Raw genomic sequence first — 16,248 nt, 5'->3', positions numbered from 1 at the left:
TTTATAAGGGTTTTGAAAAATGGTCGAGTTCATCAATAGAGGGAAGGAGATGACCGGCTGCACAGCCCTGTACGCGCACTTTCATCTTGGTGTTGCTCACACAATGGAAACAAAAGGATTGCTGCGTGAGGGGAAGGGCTTCGATTTCAGCTAACATCCATACAGATTTTTAAGAACAAAAAAGAAAGTCGATTTTTTTTCGCAGATCTGGAAATCGGCTTTCTTTTTATGTTAGACAGTTTGGAGGTTGTCTTTTATTTCTTGCTGGATATCAGAATTTCCTGCAATGATACCGGAAGCTCCCCAATCCAAAGTGATCGGAAATAGCTCTGCCGGCTTCTTTTTGGGGAAGCTTTTTGGATTACGAGTCCGCTATTTGTAAAACCTTCAATTCTTCCCTCACTACAGCGGGATGCTTTTATCCTTGTAATAGATCAATAGTTGGCTAAACGTTTAATTTGATAAGAAGGGCTATATATTTGGTTTAAACTCTCAATATTTAGAATTTAATAGAATGTTTGCTCTCGTTGAAAGATTACAAAAAAATTAGAGAAACAAATGATTTACATTTTGATTTCAGAAAATTGAAATTTATGTTGAAAAGAACGCTCTTTTTGTGTAACATTATATATTCAATAATTTACATTTGGGGGATTAAAATGGGTGTTGTGGCAAATGTTTGTAAAACACCGAAGGTACCATCATTAAAGTCAAAAGCTGAAGCGTTAGCGGTCAGAACACAAGAATCATTGGTAGAAGTTTATCTTGGTGTTATTGAGTTTGATAGAGCAGGCGAATATTATTTTGCAGGTGACAAAATAAAAGCTATTGATGCAGTCAGACAGGGTTTTAAAAAACTAAAGCATGCAAGAAACCTGCTAGTTGAAGTGCAGCATAGGGAGCTTGAAATGCATCCTCATAACACTAAAAAACTTGATACAAAATATGAAGAAATCATGTATGATGAGAAAGAAATGGAAGAAATCTTCAGGATAAGAGTTCGCGGGATTCAAAATGTAATACAATGCATTGATCATTTAACATACCTTAATGCGGAAGAAAAAGCTGTCGAAGCCTTAGAAAACAATGATTTTAACTCGCTATATCATTCGGTTTCTAATTCTGCAAGAGAGTTAATTACAGCTGCTCTTCATCATAATATGACTGTCATCCAACAATCTAAATATACACATGAAACATCAGATGTAATTAAAATACTTTTCCCTGAAGAGGTAAAAACAGCAGCTAATTAAAATACTTAATAAATAGAGGCTATCTTGTAGATAGTCTCTATTCTTAAAGCGAGGGAATAGTTTGAAGCATTCATGGATATTCAAAGGCGATTTTTTTAAACTGTGGTCTGGCACTTTTTTGTCGTTATTAAGCTCTACACTTTTTTATTAATATGGTGGTCTCTAAATGAAACAGATAGCGTCTTAAGTGGAAGTTTAGTAATCGGATTGGGGCTGGGAATATCAATAATACTTTCACCGTTTACCGGCTGGCTGGCAGACAGGTTCCATAGGGGAAGAATAATTGCCCTCTCTGATATCATCATTTCTCTTTTATTTTTCGTTATTGGTATTTTAGCCATTTTTAATTTCACATCCACATTACTATTAATCATTGCTAGAGCATTAATTTCTATCTGTTTGACGGCTATCGAACCAGCTTCACGATCTCTTATTTCTGATACTCTTGAAAGGGATGTGATTGAAAAAGGGATAGCATTTCAAGAAATATTGAATCAAACTGCTCAGGTTACAGTTCCTATTATCACCGGTGTGTTATTCACTTTTTTTCCTTTCGGATATGTATGGATTTTATGCGGTTGCCTGACTTTTATATCAATTTTTTTGGAGTTTTTGATTAAAGATAGAAGAGGCAGCCAAAGCGAGGTCGCATTTAGCAGAAGGCAAATATTCACCGGATTCACCAACCTAATAAATAATAAACCTTTGAGAAATCTATTGTATGGTACAAGTATACAGCAGCTTTTGTTTAGTGGGTTCCCGATTTATATTGCTGTATGGACTTCTATATTAATTAAAGACAATGAATGGATTGGCGGTATTTTTCAATCAATTTGGGGAATAGGTACACTAGTAGCAGCAATTACTCTTTCTTTTTTGGCAAAGCAAGAACACCTTAAGGTTGTAGCTCCTACGTTGATGTTAATTTTTGGTCTGTTACTTTCTCCTTTAGGATGGGTTACAAATGTCTACATAGGTTTAATTTTACTTATTTTAACTGGCGCTATTAGCGGAGTCGTGAATATTTATCTTGAGGGCTATCTGCAAAGAGTGACCGAAGGAAGTGACAGAGCTAGGTCACTGGGAGCATTTTTTGCTGTGAACAGCTCTTTAATGCCATTGGGATATGCTTTAGCAGGGGTGGTATCAGAAGTTGTAGATAAAAATGTTCTATTCCTGATAATAGCTCTTCCAACACCTTTGGTTTCATTTTTCATTTTAAGATCAGTTCAAATTTGGGAAGGGAAAGTTAAAAAGATCCACGGATCCGAAAAAGCAACTCCATTATAGGCGACCAGAAGAGCCAGTTACTTGTGAAAGCGGTAAGGCTTGTAATTTTTTCACTAAAAATGGTCTCACTCGAAGAATTGAGGACACATTTGCTGAAAGATGGCTCTATGAACCTCTTGCCAATAGAATAGAAATTATAAATTAGCTCTATAATATTGAAAGAAAATTTCCGTTTGGAAAACGATTGTCAGGAGTGAAAAAACTGAAGGGATTCGGAAGTTAATTCAACAGCAAAAAAATTCATTAGATCGTGATAGGCACCCTTTTTGGTGAATATAATGCAATAAATCAAAAAAGAGGGTGCCTCGCAAAGTGAATGCTCGATTAAAGAACAAAGACATGATCGCGATTATTAGAAACGGTCTTCCGGCATCACATCGTCCGAAGCGCATTATTGTCGTTGGTGCCGGGTTGGCCGGGCTTGTGGCAGCGTCTTTGCTAAAGAATGCCGGACACAACGTGACGATTCTGGAAGCGAATGATAGAATCGGAGGACGTGTCTACACTTCGCGGTCCCCTTTTAGTGCCGGATTGTATTTCAATGTCGGGCCGATGCGCATTCCGGATATCCATTCTTTAACTTTGGAATATATTAAAAAATTCAAGCTGTCAACAAACGTATTTTTGAACAGAACCCCAATGGACATCATTTATGCCAACGGCGTCAAAACACGTCTCCGCATTTTTGAAGAAAATCCGGGCATTTTGAGATATCCTGTTGCACCGAATGAACAAGGAAAAACGGCTGAAGAACTGATGCTTTCCGTATTGCAGCCGATCCTCGATTTTATTAATCAAGACCCTGCGAGAAATTGGCGTATTGTCGAAAAACAATACAGGAACCATTCGTTAGGCTCTTTCCTGAATACTTATTTTTCAAGCGGTGCAATCGATATGATCGGCGTACTTTTGGATATGGAAGCGTACATGGGGATGTCCCTTGTTGAAGTATTGCGGGAGTCGATATTCTTCACATCGCCGACTCGCTTCTATGAGATAACAGGCGGCATGGACCTGCTTCCGCAGGCATTTCTTCCTCAGTTAAAAGAAAATATTCTCTTCCATCAAAAAATGGTGAAAATTTCTCAAGATCAAAATAGAGTAACGATCCATTGCATTCATCAGCAGTCGAGGGAACATACAGCGCTCTCAGGCGACCTTGCGATCATCACCATTCCTTTTTCAGCCTTGCGATTTGTAAAAGTTGAACCATTCGGCTCCTTTTCCTACTTTAAACGGAGGGCCATTCGCGAACTCAACTATATAGCCGCAACAAAAACCGGAATTGAGTTTAAGAGTCGATTTTGGGAGAAAGCAGGGCAGCGAGGCGGCAAATCCATAACTGATCTCCCGGTTAGATTTTCGTATTACCCAAGCTTTGGCATCGGATCGAATGGACATGCGGTCGTGTTAGCAAGCTATACATGGGCGGATGAAGCGCTGACATGGGACAGTATGCCAGAAGGAGAGCGCCTCTGGTATACTTTAATGAATTTATCGGAAATCTATGGAGATATCGTGTGGTCTGAGTTTGTGTCCGGCGCTTCATTCAGCTGGAGTCTGAACCCATTTTCCGTCGGGGGATTCACAGCGTTCGAACCAGGACAGGAAATAGAGCTGTATCCTTATATTCCTGTTCCTGAAGGGAGAATCCATTTCGCCGGAGAACACACCTCACGCGCTCACGGATGGATGCAGGGAGCGATTGAATCCGGAATTCGAGTGGCGAATGAAGTGAATCATTTAACTACATAATGCCTATTCGAGATTTCAGAAAATTAAGACGTTCATTCGTTTGAGAGGATCCACAACAGTATAGCCAGCAGAAGGCATTGAATCCGGCGGCTGGCATTTTTTAAATTTAAGAATTGCTCAATCGTAATCTTAAATATTACATAGTTGAGGTGTATAAGATCGCGGTTCCAAGCGTTACACTGGGGGGCTTCCGGAGGCGATCTCCCAGCGCGTACAGCGAAACAATGGAATCCCTTAACATATCTCCGTCAGCACGTTGAACAAAGTGTTCAGCATTTGACCGTTCCTGGGCAGCCGCGAAGGGAGAGCGAAAGCAGAATGTGATCAGGCAGAAACGATCAATCCCTTGCAAATCTTTTTTATGATAACGCTTGCCTGGATTGAGTAAGATATTTTTGTGAAGGTGGTGGACAAGGCTGTGACTCGATGCGGGATAGGGGAGAGAAGAGGATCAGGGTTTCCACGTTATTCAAGGACAAAAAATGAGCCGCACAGTTGACACCAAACAACCAATCAACTAAAATGACTGAAAGTCATTCATTTATTAGGGGGGTCTTCAACTTGCCGAAACAAACGTCGGGGAAATACGATAAAATTTTGCAGGCTGCCATTGAAGTCATTTCTGAAAAAGGGCTTGATAAGGCCTCCATTTCGGATATCGTGAAAAGGGCGGGGACCGCACAGGGGACCTTTTATTTATATTTCTCATCGAAAAACGCCTTGATCCCGGCTATTGCAGAGAACCTTCTGACGCATACGCTGGATAAGATTAAAAGCAAAATTAACGGCACCGAGCATTTCTGGACGGTTTTGGAGATTCTGATCGATGAGACATTCAATATCACAAATGCTCATAAGGATATTATCGTTCTTTGCTATTCAGGTCTTGCCATCGACCATTCCATGGAGAAATGGGAAGCGATTTATCAGCCGTACTATAAGTGGCTTGAGGGAATTATCGGGAAAGCGGCCGAAAACGGCGAGATTATTCGCGATATCAACGTAAGGTGGACGGCGAGAACGATTATTAACTTTGTTGAGAATACGGCGGAACGGTATTACATCGGGGCTGAAAAAGATGAAGATATCGAAGTTTTCAAGAACGAGATCTTTGCATTTTTAAAAAGAAGCTTAGCTGAACATAAAAAATGATGGTTTTTTGCCGATCATTTTTTCTTGCCCTAAAAATGACTGACGTTCATTCACAAAACTGGGGGTGTTACAAATGAGTTGGCTGATCGTTATAATTGCAGGTTTTCTTGAGGTGGTCTGGGCTTCTGCACTTAAACATGCTGATAGTTTTTTAGATTGGCTGATCATTCTATTGTTGATTGCGGTCAGTTTTCTACTTTTGATTTATTCCTATAGAAAAATTCCGATGGCTTCCGCTTACACCGTATTCGTAGGAATTGGAACGGCCGGTACGTATTTGACGGGAATTTTTTTAGGAGAATCTTTTTCCGGAGGCCAAATGTTCTTTTTAGCTTTGCTGCTTGCGGGCATTGTCGGAATGAAGATTTTCACGAAAGAAAAAAACGCCAGGTCAGGAGGTGAACATTGATGGCATGGTTGTTGCTTTGCCTTGCCGGCGTTGAGGAAGTGATTGCGGCTGTAGCAATGAAATATATTGATGGTACAAGAAAGAAATGGCCGATCATCGTGATGACGCTGGGCTTTGCTTTGTCATTTTATTGCCTTTCAAAAGCGATGCAGGTTCTTCCTTCAGGCGTTGCGTATGCAGTCTGGACCGGGATTGGCAGCATCGGCGTGACTGCGGTCAGCTTTGTTTGGTTTAAGGAACGGTTTCGCTTATCACAATTGATTTCACTTTGTCTGATCATCGCCGGGGTCATCGGCCTCCGGCTCACTTCTTGATGATAAGATTTTTAAAAAAATTGGAGGATATTTACATGGATAATCAGTTAAAATTGCGTGCGTTGGAAAGAGAAGATTTGCCGTTTGTGCACCGCCTCAATAATGATGCGAAGATCATGTCTTATTGGTTTGAAGAACCTTATGAAACGTTCGTCGAGCTGCAGGATTTATTTGATAAGCATATTCATGACCAAAGCGAACGACGTTTTATCGTGGAGAAAGATACAGAAATGATCGGTTTGGTGGAACTGGTCGAGATTGATTATATTCACAGGAGAGCAGAGTTTCAAATTATTATTGATCCTGAACATCAAGGCAAAGGCTATTCGGCCGGTGCAACCTTTTTGGCGATGAATTACGCGTTTTCCGTCTTAAATTTGCACAAACTTTATTTAATCGTCGATGAAGAAAACAAAAAGGCCATTCATCTTTATAAAAAATGCGGTTTCTCAATCGAAAGCGAGCTGCAGGATGAATTTTTCGTAGACGGCTTTTATCATAATGCGATCAGAATGTGCATTTTTCAGAAGGAATTTTTAGCGATCAAACAACGTAAATCGTGACGGCTGATGTCCGGCTGGACCGGCTTGTATCTTAATTGTGATTGACAGCATCTAAAAAGTTCTTCGTTTCTTGATATATAGCAATCGGATAGATGTTCGGAGCAAGCTGAGGGGATATTCCTGCCAGGCGTTCAGGGTTCAAATCCTGAGATAACGGAAATATCTTCTTTTGGCTGTTTTTGAATGCCTGGCCGATGATATCGATCTGCTCTGCCCACGCCGACCGGTCGTCTGAAGACATAAGACCGGAGGCGCCCCATTCCAAAAACGTTTTGATTGTGTTTGACAAATATGTATATCCTTCCGTAAGATCTTTCATTTCCCGTTCGTAAGCATTGAGTTTTTGCCTGTTTTTTTCGCCGGCAGGAATAAATTTTAAGCTGTCTGATGCATGGCGCAAAGCTTTTTTGGTTTGGTGGAGCTCTTTTAATAATGCATCGGTTTCTTTTTGAAGGTTTTCTCCTTTTGCTTTTTGACATCCGGCTTTGATCCAGGACGATACGTCCATAAAAGCGGTATTGATTTTAATTGAAAACTGGCGCATTGATTCTGAAGCATACTTTGTCAAATTAGGCGGGTAAATTATATGAATCAATATGGCTACGGCCACTCCGATCACGGTATCGATGATCCGGTCGAATGCATAATGATTTGACTGCGCCAACGAAAAAACAAATAAAATGGTGATCGCCGCTTGGTGCAGCCCGACTTGATCTAATTTCAGCCATTTTGAGATCCATAACCCATACACTAATAAAGCGCCTAAAACCCAGCCGTTGTGGGGAACGAACGAGACAATATAAGCGGTCAAAAGGACTCCGATGACTGTACCGGCGATTCGTTTGAGTGAAAACTTGACGGTTTTGCCTACTGTTCCATGGAGACATAAAATGACGGAAAGCGGGGCCAAGTATGGATGATTCGATCCAAACGCTTTTGCGATTTCCCATGATAATGCCGAGGCAGCCGCCATCTTCCAAATGAGCATTGTTTTAAGTTCAGAATCCCACTTCTTTTTTCTATCCATGTTGTTTGATGTTCCCTTTTTGTGAAATATAGGTATATTTTTGTTCTATTTTTCGCTTTTTATGTGGGGTTTCTTTTTGGAATTGTCAATGCCCAGTCACCGGACTAGGCATCCCTTTCAAAGATTAACTCAAAATAAGCCGCAGATCCGTAACCGGCCGTGCTTGGGGCGAAAATTTGAACAAAACGCCATCCTTTGCCGGCGTAATCGCGAATGATTTGCTGGTAATCTTCCTTTGGTTTTCTGTTGAACGAGCTCAGCTCGACTCTTACAAATTCGTATTCTTTCATTTTTGAAACCTCCTTGACAGTTACATACGTATTTCAGGTGCGAAAGTTTCATCAAACAGACAAAACAGCTTTTTGCAGAAAATGAAGGGATTTACACATATTGCATCAAATTATTATGGTAGATTTTGATGATGTATAACGAAGGAGAAAATACAATGAAAACAAAGAAGCGGCTTTTGTTTAAGACCATGATTCTCGTCCTTTTCATTTCGGCAGCATGGTTCGCTCTTTACCAGCAGTTCGCTGTAAGCGATGACAGGAGGGAAAGCGCGGAGCTTTACCAGCCGGCTCCGAACTTTACATTACCTAAGGTGAACGGTGGAAAAGTAAACCTGAAAGAGCTGAAAGGCAAGGCGGTCGTCGTGAACTTTTGGGGTTCCTGGTGCGGACCGTGCAAAAGGGAAATGCCGGTTATTCAAAAAGCCTATTCCCGTTATAAAGGGGAAGATCTTGAAATCGTTGCCGTGAATGTTCAAGAATCAGAAGCTGTCGTAAAACGTTTTATAGACAGTTACAGCTTAACCTTTCCCGTCGCTCTTGATAAAAAGGCTGAAGTTTACCGGTCCTGGGAGATTTTTAGCCTGCCGACAACGTTTTTCATTGATTCAGAAGGCGACATCATGCGCGCTTATGAAGGAGAAATGTCATCCGGCAAGCTCCATCAATGGATAGACGAATTGCTGAAGAGAGGTTAAGGATCCGGCTGCGGCCTGCAGCGGGCGTGTTACAGTCATGCGCAGCAGCAAGGGCCTGTGCCTTGATCATAATTGAAGCATTCGCCGAATAGCCATAATGAAGAATGGTTATGAAAGGGAGGCGCGATGTTGAAAACATATCAGGAAACAGCGGTCTTTGAGCACAAATTCTGGCTTCAGGTGTTGGGGGATCACGCCCGTTTTATTCTTGATTCGTTGGCTGAGAGAGAGAGGGGGGACATTGAGCAGGCGAAGCGGTTCAAGCAAGCGTTTGATGTGCTGTTGAAGAAAGTCAACGCGTCGTCTGATTTGTATTCGCTGACGATGGAAGCGGAGGAATATGCGCTGAGTTTCAGAAAGTTCAAGCTTTCTATCATTAAAAGGCATTTAACCGGCGATATTAAAATTCATCTTTCTCCAACTTTTATTAATCATATGGTAAATGAGCTTGAAGAATATTTGCTTGTCATGAAATATTTGAAAAGAAAAGAAGTTCCGCCTACCTTTCACGAACTGCACCATCATATGCTGTGGCTGATGGATGCTGCCGGACACGCGGGAGCGATCAGCGATGATCTCGACGGAGTGGAAAAACGCTTGAAAAAAAAGAGCCGGGGATTTGAGAAGCATTTTGAACAGTTTTATTTGAAGTCTGTGGAGCTTACCGGTTATTTAAGAGCCAATGTTGAATCGTTTCCGGCTCTTAGAAAAATGAATGAGGACGTTAAGCTTGAAATCGATTTATTCCGCACTTTTCTCCACGAGATAGAGGAATTGGAGTTGTCCGATCAGGTGCTCGGTACATTTTCAGCGCTTATGGCAGACCATATGATGAGGGAAGAATGCTACTACTTAATGAAAATCGCGGAATCGACAAATACGCAAAAACCTGCATGTGATCCCGCAAAGCCGCGTCTGCAGGAAAATTAAAGCGTACGTCAGTATGCTTTTTTTATGACTGCATTTTGTTAAAGAAATCCATTTTGTTTCCGATGAACAAAATAGGACAGCAATTTGCGATATGAAAAGGAAAATATTAAGAGATGGAAAGGAGAGTATCCCATCATGCTGCGAAAACAAAAATGGCTGGCGCTTTTTCTGATTGTCTTTTTCGCTCTGGCGGGTGCTGATTCTGCATTAGCTGAAACGCCTTCGGGAAAAGACAAAGCCATGTATGTATGGGATGTCCGGCAGGAAATTAATACGCTGGACAACCGGAACAAGCTGATCAGCTTTGCCTTGCAAAAAGGGGTCAATTTGATGTATGTCATGACAGGAGATTACCTGAAAACTGATCCGTATAAATATGAAATGCTGAATGCTGCAGCTGCTCAAAACGGAATCAAGGTTTACGCATTAAACGGCGATAAATCGTGGGGGCAGCGTCAAAATGAAGCGCTAAACCAGATGCAACAGATTTATGATTTCAATCAAAAGGTCTCCTCAGCCGAGAAAAGGTTTTCCGGTATTCAGTTTGATATTGAACCGTATTTAAACTCCGAATGGAAGGATAAAGAGGCCCGGAAAACGCTGATCAAAGACTATTTGGATCTCCTGGCTAAGCTTAAGACTAAGGCTGCATCTGAGCCGGAGAAGATTCCGGTGTCCGCGGCAATCCCGTTTTGGTGGGACGGAGCGGAATACGATTATGTTTATCAAGGAACTGCTAAAAAATTGGCTTATCATGTGATCGATATGATGGACGGAGGCGTGACGATGATGGCCTACCGAAATACCGCAGCAGGAATCATTTCGATCTCAGAAGGGGAAGCCGATTATGCGGCCAAAACAGGAAAACCCTTTTCCGTCGCTGTAGAAACGAAGGATGTTCCAGAGGCCTATACAACTTTTTTTGGAAAAACGGAAACCGAAATGAATCAAGAGCTCGACATCGTCGACTCCCGTTATGCAAACCTTTCCGTTTACAGGGGATTAGCCATCCATTCGTATGAATATTACCGGTTGATGAAGCCGTAAGGACGTGATTCCGGAAAACGCGCTGCTTTACCTTTGCGTATGAAAAAAGATAACATGTAGACAAAGTCCGGGATATCGATTTCGTCTGTCCTAAAATACGGAGGTAATAAACGTGAGGGAAGAGCAGCATGTCATTTCCGCGATTTCTTATCATAAAACAGAAAAGATCATCGAATTCAATCAGCAAAAATATTTGAAAATAAAGCACCGTCTGAATTTATACAAAGATAAAATCCAAAGCGCAAACCGTCAATTTCGTTTGGAACATATCCATGACATATCATACAGGCCCTTCACTGACGCAGGTCTGCTTTATCTCCATACAAATCAGGGGGTCTTCGCATTTGAAATAAACGGAGATCCCGGGCATTTTATTCATTCCTATAAAAAACTGAAAAGTTCGATTAAATAAATTAGAATATATGTGATGTTTTTAGCAGTAAATGTTAGAATGAATGCTGGGAATTTTACAAAGTAATGGGCAAATTTGTATCCGGAAAGCGCCTCTGGGACGAATTTACATACCGTTTGACCTTAGTCGATTCATTGGAGATTACGGCCTTATGTCACTTGGCGGTCCCCGCCTGACACTGCTATGCTTGATATCAGAGCGTCCGTCTCAGGTTGTTGACTCCATTTTGAGCGAAAGAATGGAGCGCTTTTTACAAATATCATCCGGTGCTTAACGCTTCTAAATATTCTGCATACATACCCATTCACTTTCAATCAAAGAAGAGAGGACAGCTAATGAAAAAGAACACAATGAATACGGTTCAAAAAATCATAGATGCCGGCTGCCGGCTGTTTGCCCAAAAGGGCTATTCGGCAACCTCGGTAGATGAAATCATGAAGGAAGCAGGTTATTCAAAAGCTACGTTTTATCTATACTTTAAATCCAAAGAGTCATTATTTCTTCACATTATGAATGAACAGATGGAAGAGCGTTTTCTGATCAGCATGAAATGTTTTCAGAAAAAGACTTTGAGGGGTCTGTTGACAGGAATCGAATACCTGATTCAAAAAACAAATAAAGAGCACACGACAGCTTTATTTTTGGAATTTATGGCCAACAGCCACAGATATCCGGAAATCGAAAAGAAAATCGCATTATTGTATGAACGGTGGAGACAATTTTTCGTTTTGCTGATCGAGCAGCTGCAGGAGGAAGGAATCGTTCAGACCCAAATTCCCCCGAGGGTTTTGGCTTCGACGATGATCGCGATTTTTAGCGGCTATAATCATCAGCATCACGCAGATCCCTCAATCAACAAAAAGGAACAGCTTCAATCGATCATTTTTTTGCTCAATCCCAATATCCATTCTCAAATACGGGATAAAATATTCAATGCATAACAAATGCCTTTACTACATCCGGCGAAAGAGACTGCAGGCGTTGTCTGCAGTCTTCTTTTATACAAGACGCGCTTCGGGTTCCGCCCGCTTTATAATTTCATTCAGCGCCTCTCTTCCGGCGTCAACTCAGATGAATCAATCCAAAGCCCTGTTTTCGGATTTGCTTTTTCCGATATGTGGTAAAGGATTCAACCTCCCAGATGCGGCAGCCTGATTTATTGCGCTTTTTTTCTCTGTCGATGATGGCTGGTAAACGGGGGATGCTTCAAATTTTTGAAGAAAAGCCTTTACTTCTTTTCCTAAATAAATATCCTGCTAAACAATCCCGCTTGATAGTACATTTCCGCAACCTTTGCCGCCATCCTGTAGCGAAGCCTCAACCGTTCTTCCGCGCCTTCCCTGCCGTCAGGACATATCGATGCGATCATGGACAATCATCTTCCTGAATATTCGCCCCGAACGTGAACACCCTGATCGAATTGCCCGGCCAACATCTGGGAAATCGTTGATTTTCCTGAAGCCATGATTCCGGCAATGATATAAATGCCTTTTTTTAGGGTCAACTTCATTTCTCCAAATATATGCATATTCATGTTCTATCTTTTTTATTTTAAATCAAAAGGAGGTTTTCTTATTAAAAAATGAAACTTTAGGTTCATATGAACGTAAATATAGGTGAGAGGAAAAGTCATACTGTACGCCGACGAGGAGGGGAAAAAATGAAAGTCATGATCGGTTCTGTCATTTTGCTCATGATCATAGGGTTTGGAGTATGGCTGATGCTTAGCCCGCTTTTTAAAAAAATCGGGAGCGGAGCGGGCAAGATCAAGAAAACGCTGGAGGATGACGGGGATGAATGACATTCAAACGAAAAAGAATAAAGGCAAAGCATGGTTTGGCGGAATCATCGTAGCGGTCGCCTTAATCGCAGGGGGGTTTTTGGCATCGCTGTTTATCGAAAAGATTCCGAATGGCTACGTCGGAGTCGTGTACTCTCCAAACGGGGGCGTAAAATCGGAAACGCTTGATCAAGGCTGGCATTTCGTCGGACTGTTTGACAAGGTGACGGAGTATCCGGTCCGGATGCAGACCGTAAACAACCAGGACATTCAGGTGGCAACCTCGGACGGAAAAAACATATCAATGGATATCGCCTATAACTATGTCGTCCAGCCTGATAAAGTCGTAGAGCTGTTCAACAAATTCGGTGCCGTAGATATATCATCGATTGAAGACAGCTATCTGAAAACAAGGCTGTGGGACGCTGCAAGAAAGTCAATGTCGAAATATTCAGTCATCGATACGTACGGCCAAAAGTCTTCTGAAGCTGCAGCGGAAATTCAAAAAACGTTTGCAGATGATATGAAAAGGCTCGGTTTTGTCATCGACGATTTAACCCTCGGGGTTCCCAAGCCTGATAAAGCGACGCAAGAAGCGATCGATGCGCGCGTCAAATCATCGCAGGAACTGGAAAGAACGCAGACTGAGCTCAAAATTGCCGAAGCTGAAGCGAAGAAGAAAAAGATCGAAGCCGAAGGGATCGCAGAGTATAATGAAATTATCAAAAAATCAATGTCAGACGAAATGATTCAATACCAATGGATACAAAAGTGGGATGGAAAAATGCCGAAGGCTACGGGTTCGAATGCTTTCATCCAGCTCCCGCAAGATGAAAACGATAAATAGGTGAACACATCTGTGAAAAATCCCTTACTTGTCTAAGGGTTTTTTCGCGTATTTGATCGAATAAGGAAGGAGGGCGGAAAATGCTTGCATCGAACGACATCCTTTTGACATGGAGAAAATTTGACCATTTTCCGATGGAAACGCTGACGAAAGCGTGGTATGATCAGCGGGCCGGCGAAAAGAAGCAGCGAGATGTGTCTTTAATGAAAGAGCATTACCGCCAATACGGGATTTCAGGCAATTGCTTTGACCTGGCGATTTGGCTGCTTGACGAATTTCAAAAAGACGGGATAGAAGCTTATACATCATTTCAAAACAGACGGCGCGCATGCCGCGGTGATCGCCCTTGATGAAAAAGGTAGGCGTTTTCTATGCGATTTGGGTGACCAATGGCTGCAGCCGATTTTAGTGGACGTTGACTCCGAAGACTTTACCGTTGAAAAATTGAGCGGCTTTTTTCCGGCTGCCCAGGTTCAAGTGAGGCCCGTCCCAGAGCGAATAGAAGTCGTCTATCACAGGCCTAACGGAAAAACGTCAACCCAAATCTATCATCCGGAGCCTGTCGACAAGAAGATGTTTTTAGAAGCCGCCGAATACTCTCAAAACGTACTAAAGAATGAGCCGTTATTGGAATGCAGAGTGCCGTATCAAGGTGAAACGGCGCATTGGGAGTTTTCCGGCTGGAACAGCTGGTTGAGCACAAGCAGGGGGATGGTCACAGAGCCCGCTTACGGCGATGTTAAGGGATGGGCCGAAAAAATTCATCACATGACCGGATATAACAAACATGTCCTGCGCGAAGCCTTGGAGATTTACAGCTTACGAACGTAAGATTTTGCTATTGAAAAAAACGGATTTTATTCATATCATTTTTGGTGAGGAGAGGATAACATGAGCCACTATGATCAACAATACAACGCAATCATCCAAAAAATCATTGAAACCGGCATTTCTGATGAAGAATATGACGTGCGGACAAGGTGGGATTCAGACGGCACTCCGGCCCATACATTGAGCATCGTCAGTCAGAAGATGCGTTTTGACAATTCAGAAGTTCCGATTTTGACGACAAAAAAAGTGGCTTGGAAGACGGCGATTAAAGAATTGCTGTGGATCTGGCAGCTTAAATCAAACGATGTCCGGACGCTTCAAGATATGGGCGTGCACATATGGGATCAGTGGAGGCTTGAAGACGGCACGATCGGTGCGGCTTACGGGCATCAATTAGGCAAGAAAAACAGAACGATAAACGGCGAAAAAGTAGACCAGGTCGATTATTTGCTTCATCAATTAAAGCATAACCCGTCATCGAGAAGGCACATCACGATGCTGTGGAACCCGGACGATTTGGATGATATGGCGCTGACGCCGTGCGTATACGAAACGCAATGGTATGTAAAGGAAGGAAAACTATCCTTGGAAGTAAGGGCGAGAAGCAATGATATGGCATTGGGAAATCCGTTTAATGTGTTCCAGTATAATGTATTGCAGCGGATGATAGCTCAAGTGCTGGGATATGAACTCGGCGAATATATTTTCAATATCGGGGACTGCCACATCTACACCCGTCATATCGACAATTTACATATTCAGCTCAAACGCGAGCAGTACGAGGCTCCAAAGCTGTGGATCAATCCGGACGTCCAAAATTTTTACGACTTTACGATTGATGATTTTAAATTGATCGATTATAGGCACGGCGACAAGCTGACGTTTGAAGTTGCAGTATAAAAACAGGCGGGAAACCGCCTCTTTTTTTTGCTTTCGGGAGGAATCAACGTGAAGAAAAAACTCGCCTGACTTTATGCACATCATTCAAACATTGTATTCTCAGCATACGATATCGAGATCGTTCATTTTCCAGATCCGATGTTTAAACCTGAACAAAAAGCAAGGGAGCAAATGAATGAATGGCTGCGGGTAAGTCTGATGCGATTCTTTTGACTTGCACCTATTATATTGCCGTTTTGGAGGGGGCTTCGCTGCCTGTTTCAACGCCGGTTATAAACATTTTGATGAAATCTGCCGAACGAACGCATCCGGATACTGTGAAAGGAACGATGGATCGTCTGAACCGCCATGCAACTCACCGCCAGGCATCTGTGGATGTAGAGATTGCCGTAATTGATGATGCGTTTGACCTGATCATGAAAGGAAGAGCACGAACATATGGTGGCAAGTTTTTTTGAGTACGTTTGAAAGACGGCTGCAAGGCGGTGGCTGCCGCTCAGCTGGCGATGACAGATGCCGCAAAAACAGCAAGTCAGACAGGGGGAGGGTACGATCAGGACGCCGCTTGATGTACTCGAGGCTGATATCGTCAATCAACTTAAGCTAAAATGGCAAGGGTGGAAACCGGCAGCGGTTTTTCCATCTTTTTTTATAAATCAGTTTCAATTGGCAGAGGAGATTTCATCATCGACAGCCAATTTATAACATTGAAGCAAAGAGGGCGGTCATACCGGCTCTTTAGCGAAGATACAG

General features: G+C 42.3%; 20 protein-coding genes and 1 pseudogene. 18 read left to right on the top strand and 3 right to left on the bottom strand.

Annotation, left to right across the window (positions count from 1 at the left end; genetic code table 11):
• Positions 1-659: 659 nt before the first annotated feature.
• From MHB78_RS13185 to speG, 7 genes are all read left to right on the top strand, one after another.
• Positions 660-1,253 (top strand): hypothetical protein, encoded by a 594-nt coding sequence (locus MHB78_RS13185; RefSeq protein ID WP_231947463.1) that lies wholly within the window; start codon positions 660-662, stop codon positions 1,251-1,253.
• Between the two features lie 102 nt (positions 1,254-1,355).
• Entirely contained in the window at positions 1,356-2,543 is a 1,188-nt protein-coding gene (locus MHB78_RS13180) for an MFS transporter (protein ID WP_231947464.1), read from the top strand.
• A 312-nt stretch (positions 2,544-2,855) separates the two neighbouring features.
• On the top strand, positions 2,856-4,298 hold the full coding sequence (locus MHB78_RS13175) for a flavin monoamine oxidase family protein (RefSeq protein ID WP_128748163.1): 1,443 nt from the start codon (positions 2,856-2,858) through the stop codon (positions 4,296-4,298).
• A 561-nt stretch (positions 4,299-4,859) separates the two neighbouring features.
• A complete protein-coding gene (locus MHB78_RS13170) occupies positions 4,860-5,450 on the top strand; it encodes a TetR family transcriptional regulator (protein ID WP_046132792.1) in 591 nt (196 codons plus the stop codon).
• 73 nt (positions 5,451-5,523) lie between these two features.
• Positions 5,524-5,859, top strand: coding sequence for a multidrug efflux SMR transporter (locus MHB78_RS13165; RefSeq protein ID WP_046132793.1), 336 nt, complete (start codon positions 5,524-5,526; stop codon positions 5,857-5,859).
• Positions 5,859-6,173, top strand: coding sequence for a multidrug efflux SMR transporter (locus MHB78_RS13160; protein WP_046132794.1), 315 nt, complete (start codon positions 5,859-5,861; stop codon positions 6,171-6,173). Before MHB78_RS13165 ends, MHB78_RS13160 begins: the two co-directional genes overlap by 1 nt.
• A 35-nt stretch (positions 6,174-6,208) precedes the next feature.
• Positions 6,209-6,736, top strand: coding sequence for a spermidine N1-acetyltransferase (speG, locus tag MHB78_RS13155; RefSeq protein ID WP_046132795.1), 528 nt, complete (start codon positions 6,209-6,211; stop codon positions 6,734-6,736).
• A gap of 31 nt (positions 6,737-6,767) precedes the next feature.
• On the opposite strand, the gene MHB78_RS13150 is transcribed toward speG, so the two are convergent.
• The gene (locus MHB78_RS13150; RefSeq protein ID WP_052948579.1) at positions 6,768-7,763 is read right to left on the bottom strand and encodes an FUSC family protein; all 996 of its coding nucleotides are present in this window, start codon (positions 7,761-7,763) and stop codon (positions 6,768-6,770) included.
• A 104-nt stretch (positions 7,764-7,867) separates the two neighbouring features.
• Entirely contained in the window at positions 7,868-8,053 is a 186-nt protein-coding gene (locus MHB78_RS13145) for a DUF4177 domain-containing protein (RefSeq protein ID WP_046132796.1), read from the bottom strand.
• 155 nt (positions 8,054-8,208) lie between these two features.
• On the opposite strand from MHB78_RS13145, the gene resA reads away from it, so the two are divergent.
• The 5 genes from resA to MHB78_RS13120 all read left to right on the top strand — a co-directional run bounded on the left by resA (position 8,209) and on the right by MHB78_RS13120 (position 12,078).
• Positions 8,209-8,748 (top strand): thiol-disulfide oxidoreductase ResA, encoded by a 540-nt coding sequence (gene resA / locus MHB78_RS13140; protein ID WP_046132797.1) that lies wholly within the window; start codon positions 8,209-8,211, stop codon positions 8,746-8,748.
• A 129-nt stretch (positions 8,749-8,877) separates the two neighbouring features.
• Entirely contained in the window at positions 8,878-9,678 is an 801-nt protein-coding gene (locus tag MHB78_RS13135) for a DUF2935 domain-containing protein (protein WP_046132798.1), read from the top strand.
• A 135-nt stretch (positions 9,679-9,813) separates the two neighbouring features.
• On the top strand, positions 9,814-10,725 hold the full coding sequence (locus tag MHB78_RS13130) for a hypothetical protein (protein ID WP_052948580.1): 912 nt from the start codon (positions 9,814-9,816) through the stop codon (positions 10,723-10,725).
• A 112-nt stretch (positions 10,726-10,837) separates the two neighbouring features.
• Positions 10,838-11,137 carry a hypothetical protein gene (locus MHB78_RS13125; RefSeq protein ID WP_046132799.1) on the top strand — a complete coding sequence of 100 codons (300 nt, stop codon included), beginning with the start codon at positions 10,838-10,840 and terminating at the stop codon, positions 11,135-11,137.
• 335 nt (positions 11,138-11,472) lie between these two features.
• Positions 11,473-12,078, top strand: coding sequence for a TetR/AcrR family transcriptional regulator (locus MHB78_RS13120; protein ID WP_046132800.1), 606 nt, complete (start codon positions 11,473-11,475; stop codon positions 12,076-12,078).
• Positions 12,079-12,377: 299 nt separating this feature from the next.
• Here the strand turns inward: MHB78_RS13120 and MHB78_RS13115 are convergent, their stop codons facing one another.
• A complete protein-coding gene (locus MHB78_RS13115) occupies positions 12,378-12,506 on the bottom strand; it encodes a hypothetical protein (RefSeq protein WP_269082065.1) in 129 nt (42 codons plus the stop codon).
• 291 nt (positions 12,507-12,797) lie between these two features.
• On the opposite strand from MHB78_RS13115, the gene MHB78_RS13110 reads away from it, so the two are divergent.
• The 6 genes and pseudogenes from MHB78_RS13110 to MHB78_RS13085 all read left to right on the top strand — a co-directional run bounded on the left by MHB78_RS13110 (position 12,798) and on the right by MHB78_RS13085 (position 16,200).
• A complete protein-coding gene (locus MHB78_RS13110) occupies positions 12,798-12,938 on the top strand; it encodes a hypothetical protein (RefSeq protein WP_164918159.1) in 141 nt (46 codons plus the stop codon).
• The gene (locus MHB78_RS13105) at positions 12,931-13,764 is read left to right on the top strand and encodes a prohibitin family protein (RefSeq protein ID WP_046132801.1); all 834 of its coding nucleotides are present in this window, start codon (positions 12,931-12,933) and stop codon (positions 13,762-13,764) included. The genes MHB78_RS13110 and MHB78_RS13105 overlap by 8 nt, the downstream gene beginning before the upstream one ends.
• A gap of 80 nt (positions 13,765-13,844) precedes the next feature.
• A pseudogene (locus MHB78_RS13100) lies at positions 13,845-14,595 on the top strand (hypothetical protein).
• Positions 14,596-14,655: 60 nt separating this feature from the next.
• Complete coding sequence (locus tag MHB78_RS13095) at positions 14,656-15,495, top strand: thymidylate synthase (RefSeq protein WP_046132802.1); 840 nt, start codon at positions 14,656-14,658, stop codon at positions 15,493-15,495.
• A 179-nt stretch (positions 15,496-15,674) separates the two neighbouring features.
• The gene (locus tag MHB78_RS13090) at positions 15,675-15,953 is read left to right on the top strand and encodes a hypothetical protein (protein ID WP_046132803.1); all 279 of its coding nucleotides are present in this window, start codon (positions 15,675-15,677) and stop codon (positions 15,951-15,953) included.
• 55 nt (positions 15,954-16,008) lie between these two features.
• Positions 16,009-16,200, top strand: coding sequence for a hypothetical protein (locus MHB78_RS13085; RefSeq protein ID WP_046132804.1), 192 nt, complete (start codon positions 16,009-16,011; stop codon positions 16,198-16,200).
• Positions 16,201-16,248 lie beyond the last annotated feature (48 nt).

Origin of the sequence: Bacillus sp. FSL K6-0138, assembly GCF_037982765.1 — a bacterium.
Classification (GTDB): Bacteria; Bacillota; Bacilli; order Bacillales; family Bacillaceae; genus Bacillus; species Bacillus glycinifermentans.
The sequence above is the reverse complement of the archived record's forward strand: the minus strand, read 5'-3'. Positions and strand labels throughout refer to the sequence as shown.

What these genes read in the sequence shown, in the direction of transcription:
- MHB78_RS13185 (WP_231947463.1), top strand. Translation starts at nt 660, where the DNA reads ATGGGTGTTGTGGCAAATGTTTGTAAAACACCGAAGGTACCATCATTA.
- MHB78_RS13165 (WP_046132793.1), top strand. Translation starts at nt 5,524, where the DNA reads ATGAGTTGGCTGATCGTTATAATTGCAGGTTTTCTTGAGGTGGTCTGG.
- MHB78_RS13160 (WP_046132794.1), top strand. Translation starts at nt 5,859, where the DNA reads ATGGCATGGTTGTTGCTTTGCCTTGCCGGCGTTGAGGAAGTGATTGCG.
- speG (WP_046132795.1), top strand. Translation starts at nt 6,209, where the DNA reads ATGGATAATCAGTTAAAATTGCGTGCGTTGGAAAGAGAAGATTTGCCG.
- MHB78_RS13150 (WP_052948579.1), bottom strand. Translation starts at nt 7,763, where the DNA reads ATGGATAGAAAAAAGAAGTGGGATTCTGAACTTAAAACAATGCTCATT.
- MHB78_RS13145 (WP_046132796.1), bottom strand. Translation starts at nt 8,053, where the DNA reads ATGAAAGAATACGAATTTGTAAGAGTCGAGCTGAGCTCGTTCAACAGA.
- resA (WP_046132797.1), top strand. Translation starts at nt 8,209, where the DNA reads ATGAAAACAAAGAAGCGGCTTTTGTTTAAGACCATGATTCTCGTCCTT.
- MHB78_RS13130 (WP_052948580.1), top strand. Translation starts at nt 9,814, where the DNA reads ATGCTGCGAAAACAAAAATGGCTGGCGCTTTTTCTGATTGTCTTTTTC.
- MHB78_RS13120 (WP_046132800.1), top strand. Translation starts at nt 11,473, where the DNA reads ATGAAAAAGAACACAATGAATACGGTTCAAAAAATCATAGATGCCGGC.
- MHB78_RS13115 (WP_269082065.1), bottom strand. Translation starts at nt 12,506, where the DNA reads ATGATCGCATCGATATGTCCTGACGGCAGGGAAGGCGCGGAAGAACGG.
- MHB78_RS13110 (WP_164918159.1), top strand. Translation starts at nt 12,798, where the DNA reads ATGAAAGTCATGATCGGTTCTGTCATTTTGCTCATGATCATAGGGTTT.
- MHB78_RS13105 (WP_046132801.1), top strand. Translation starts at nt 12,931, where the DNA reads ATGAATGACATTCAAACGAAAAAGAATAAAGGCAAAGCATGGTTTGGC.
- MHB78_RS13095 (WP_046132802.1), top strand. Translation starts at nt 14,656, where the DNA reads ATGAGCCACTATGATCAACAATACAACGCAATCATCCAAAAAATCATT.
- MHB78_RS13090 (WP_046132803.1), top strand. Translation starts at nt 15,675, where the DNA reads ATGGCTGCGGGTAAGTCTGATGCGATTCTTTTGACTTGCACCTATTAT.
- MHB78_RS13085 (WP_046132804.1), top strand. Translation starts at nt 16,009, where the DNA reads ATGCCGCAAAAACAGCAAGTCAGACAGGGGGAGGGTACGATCAGGACG.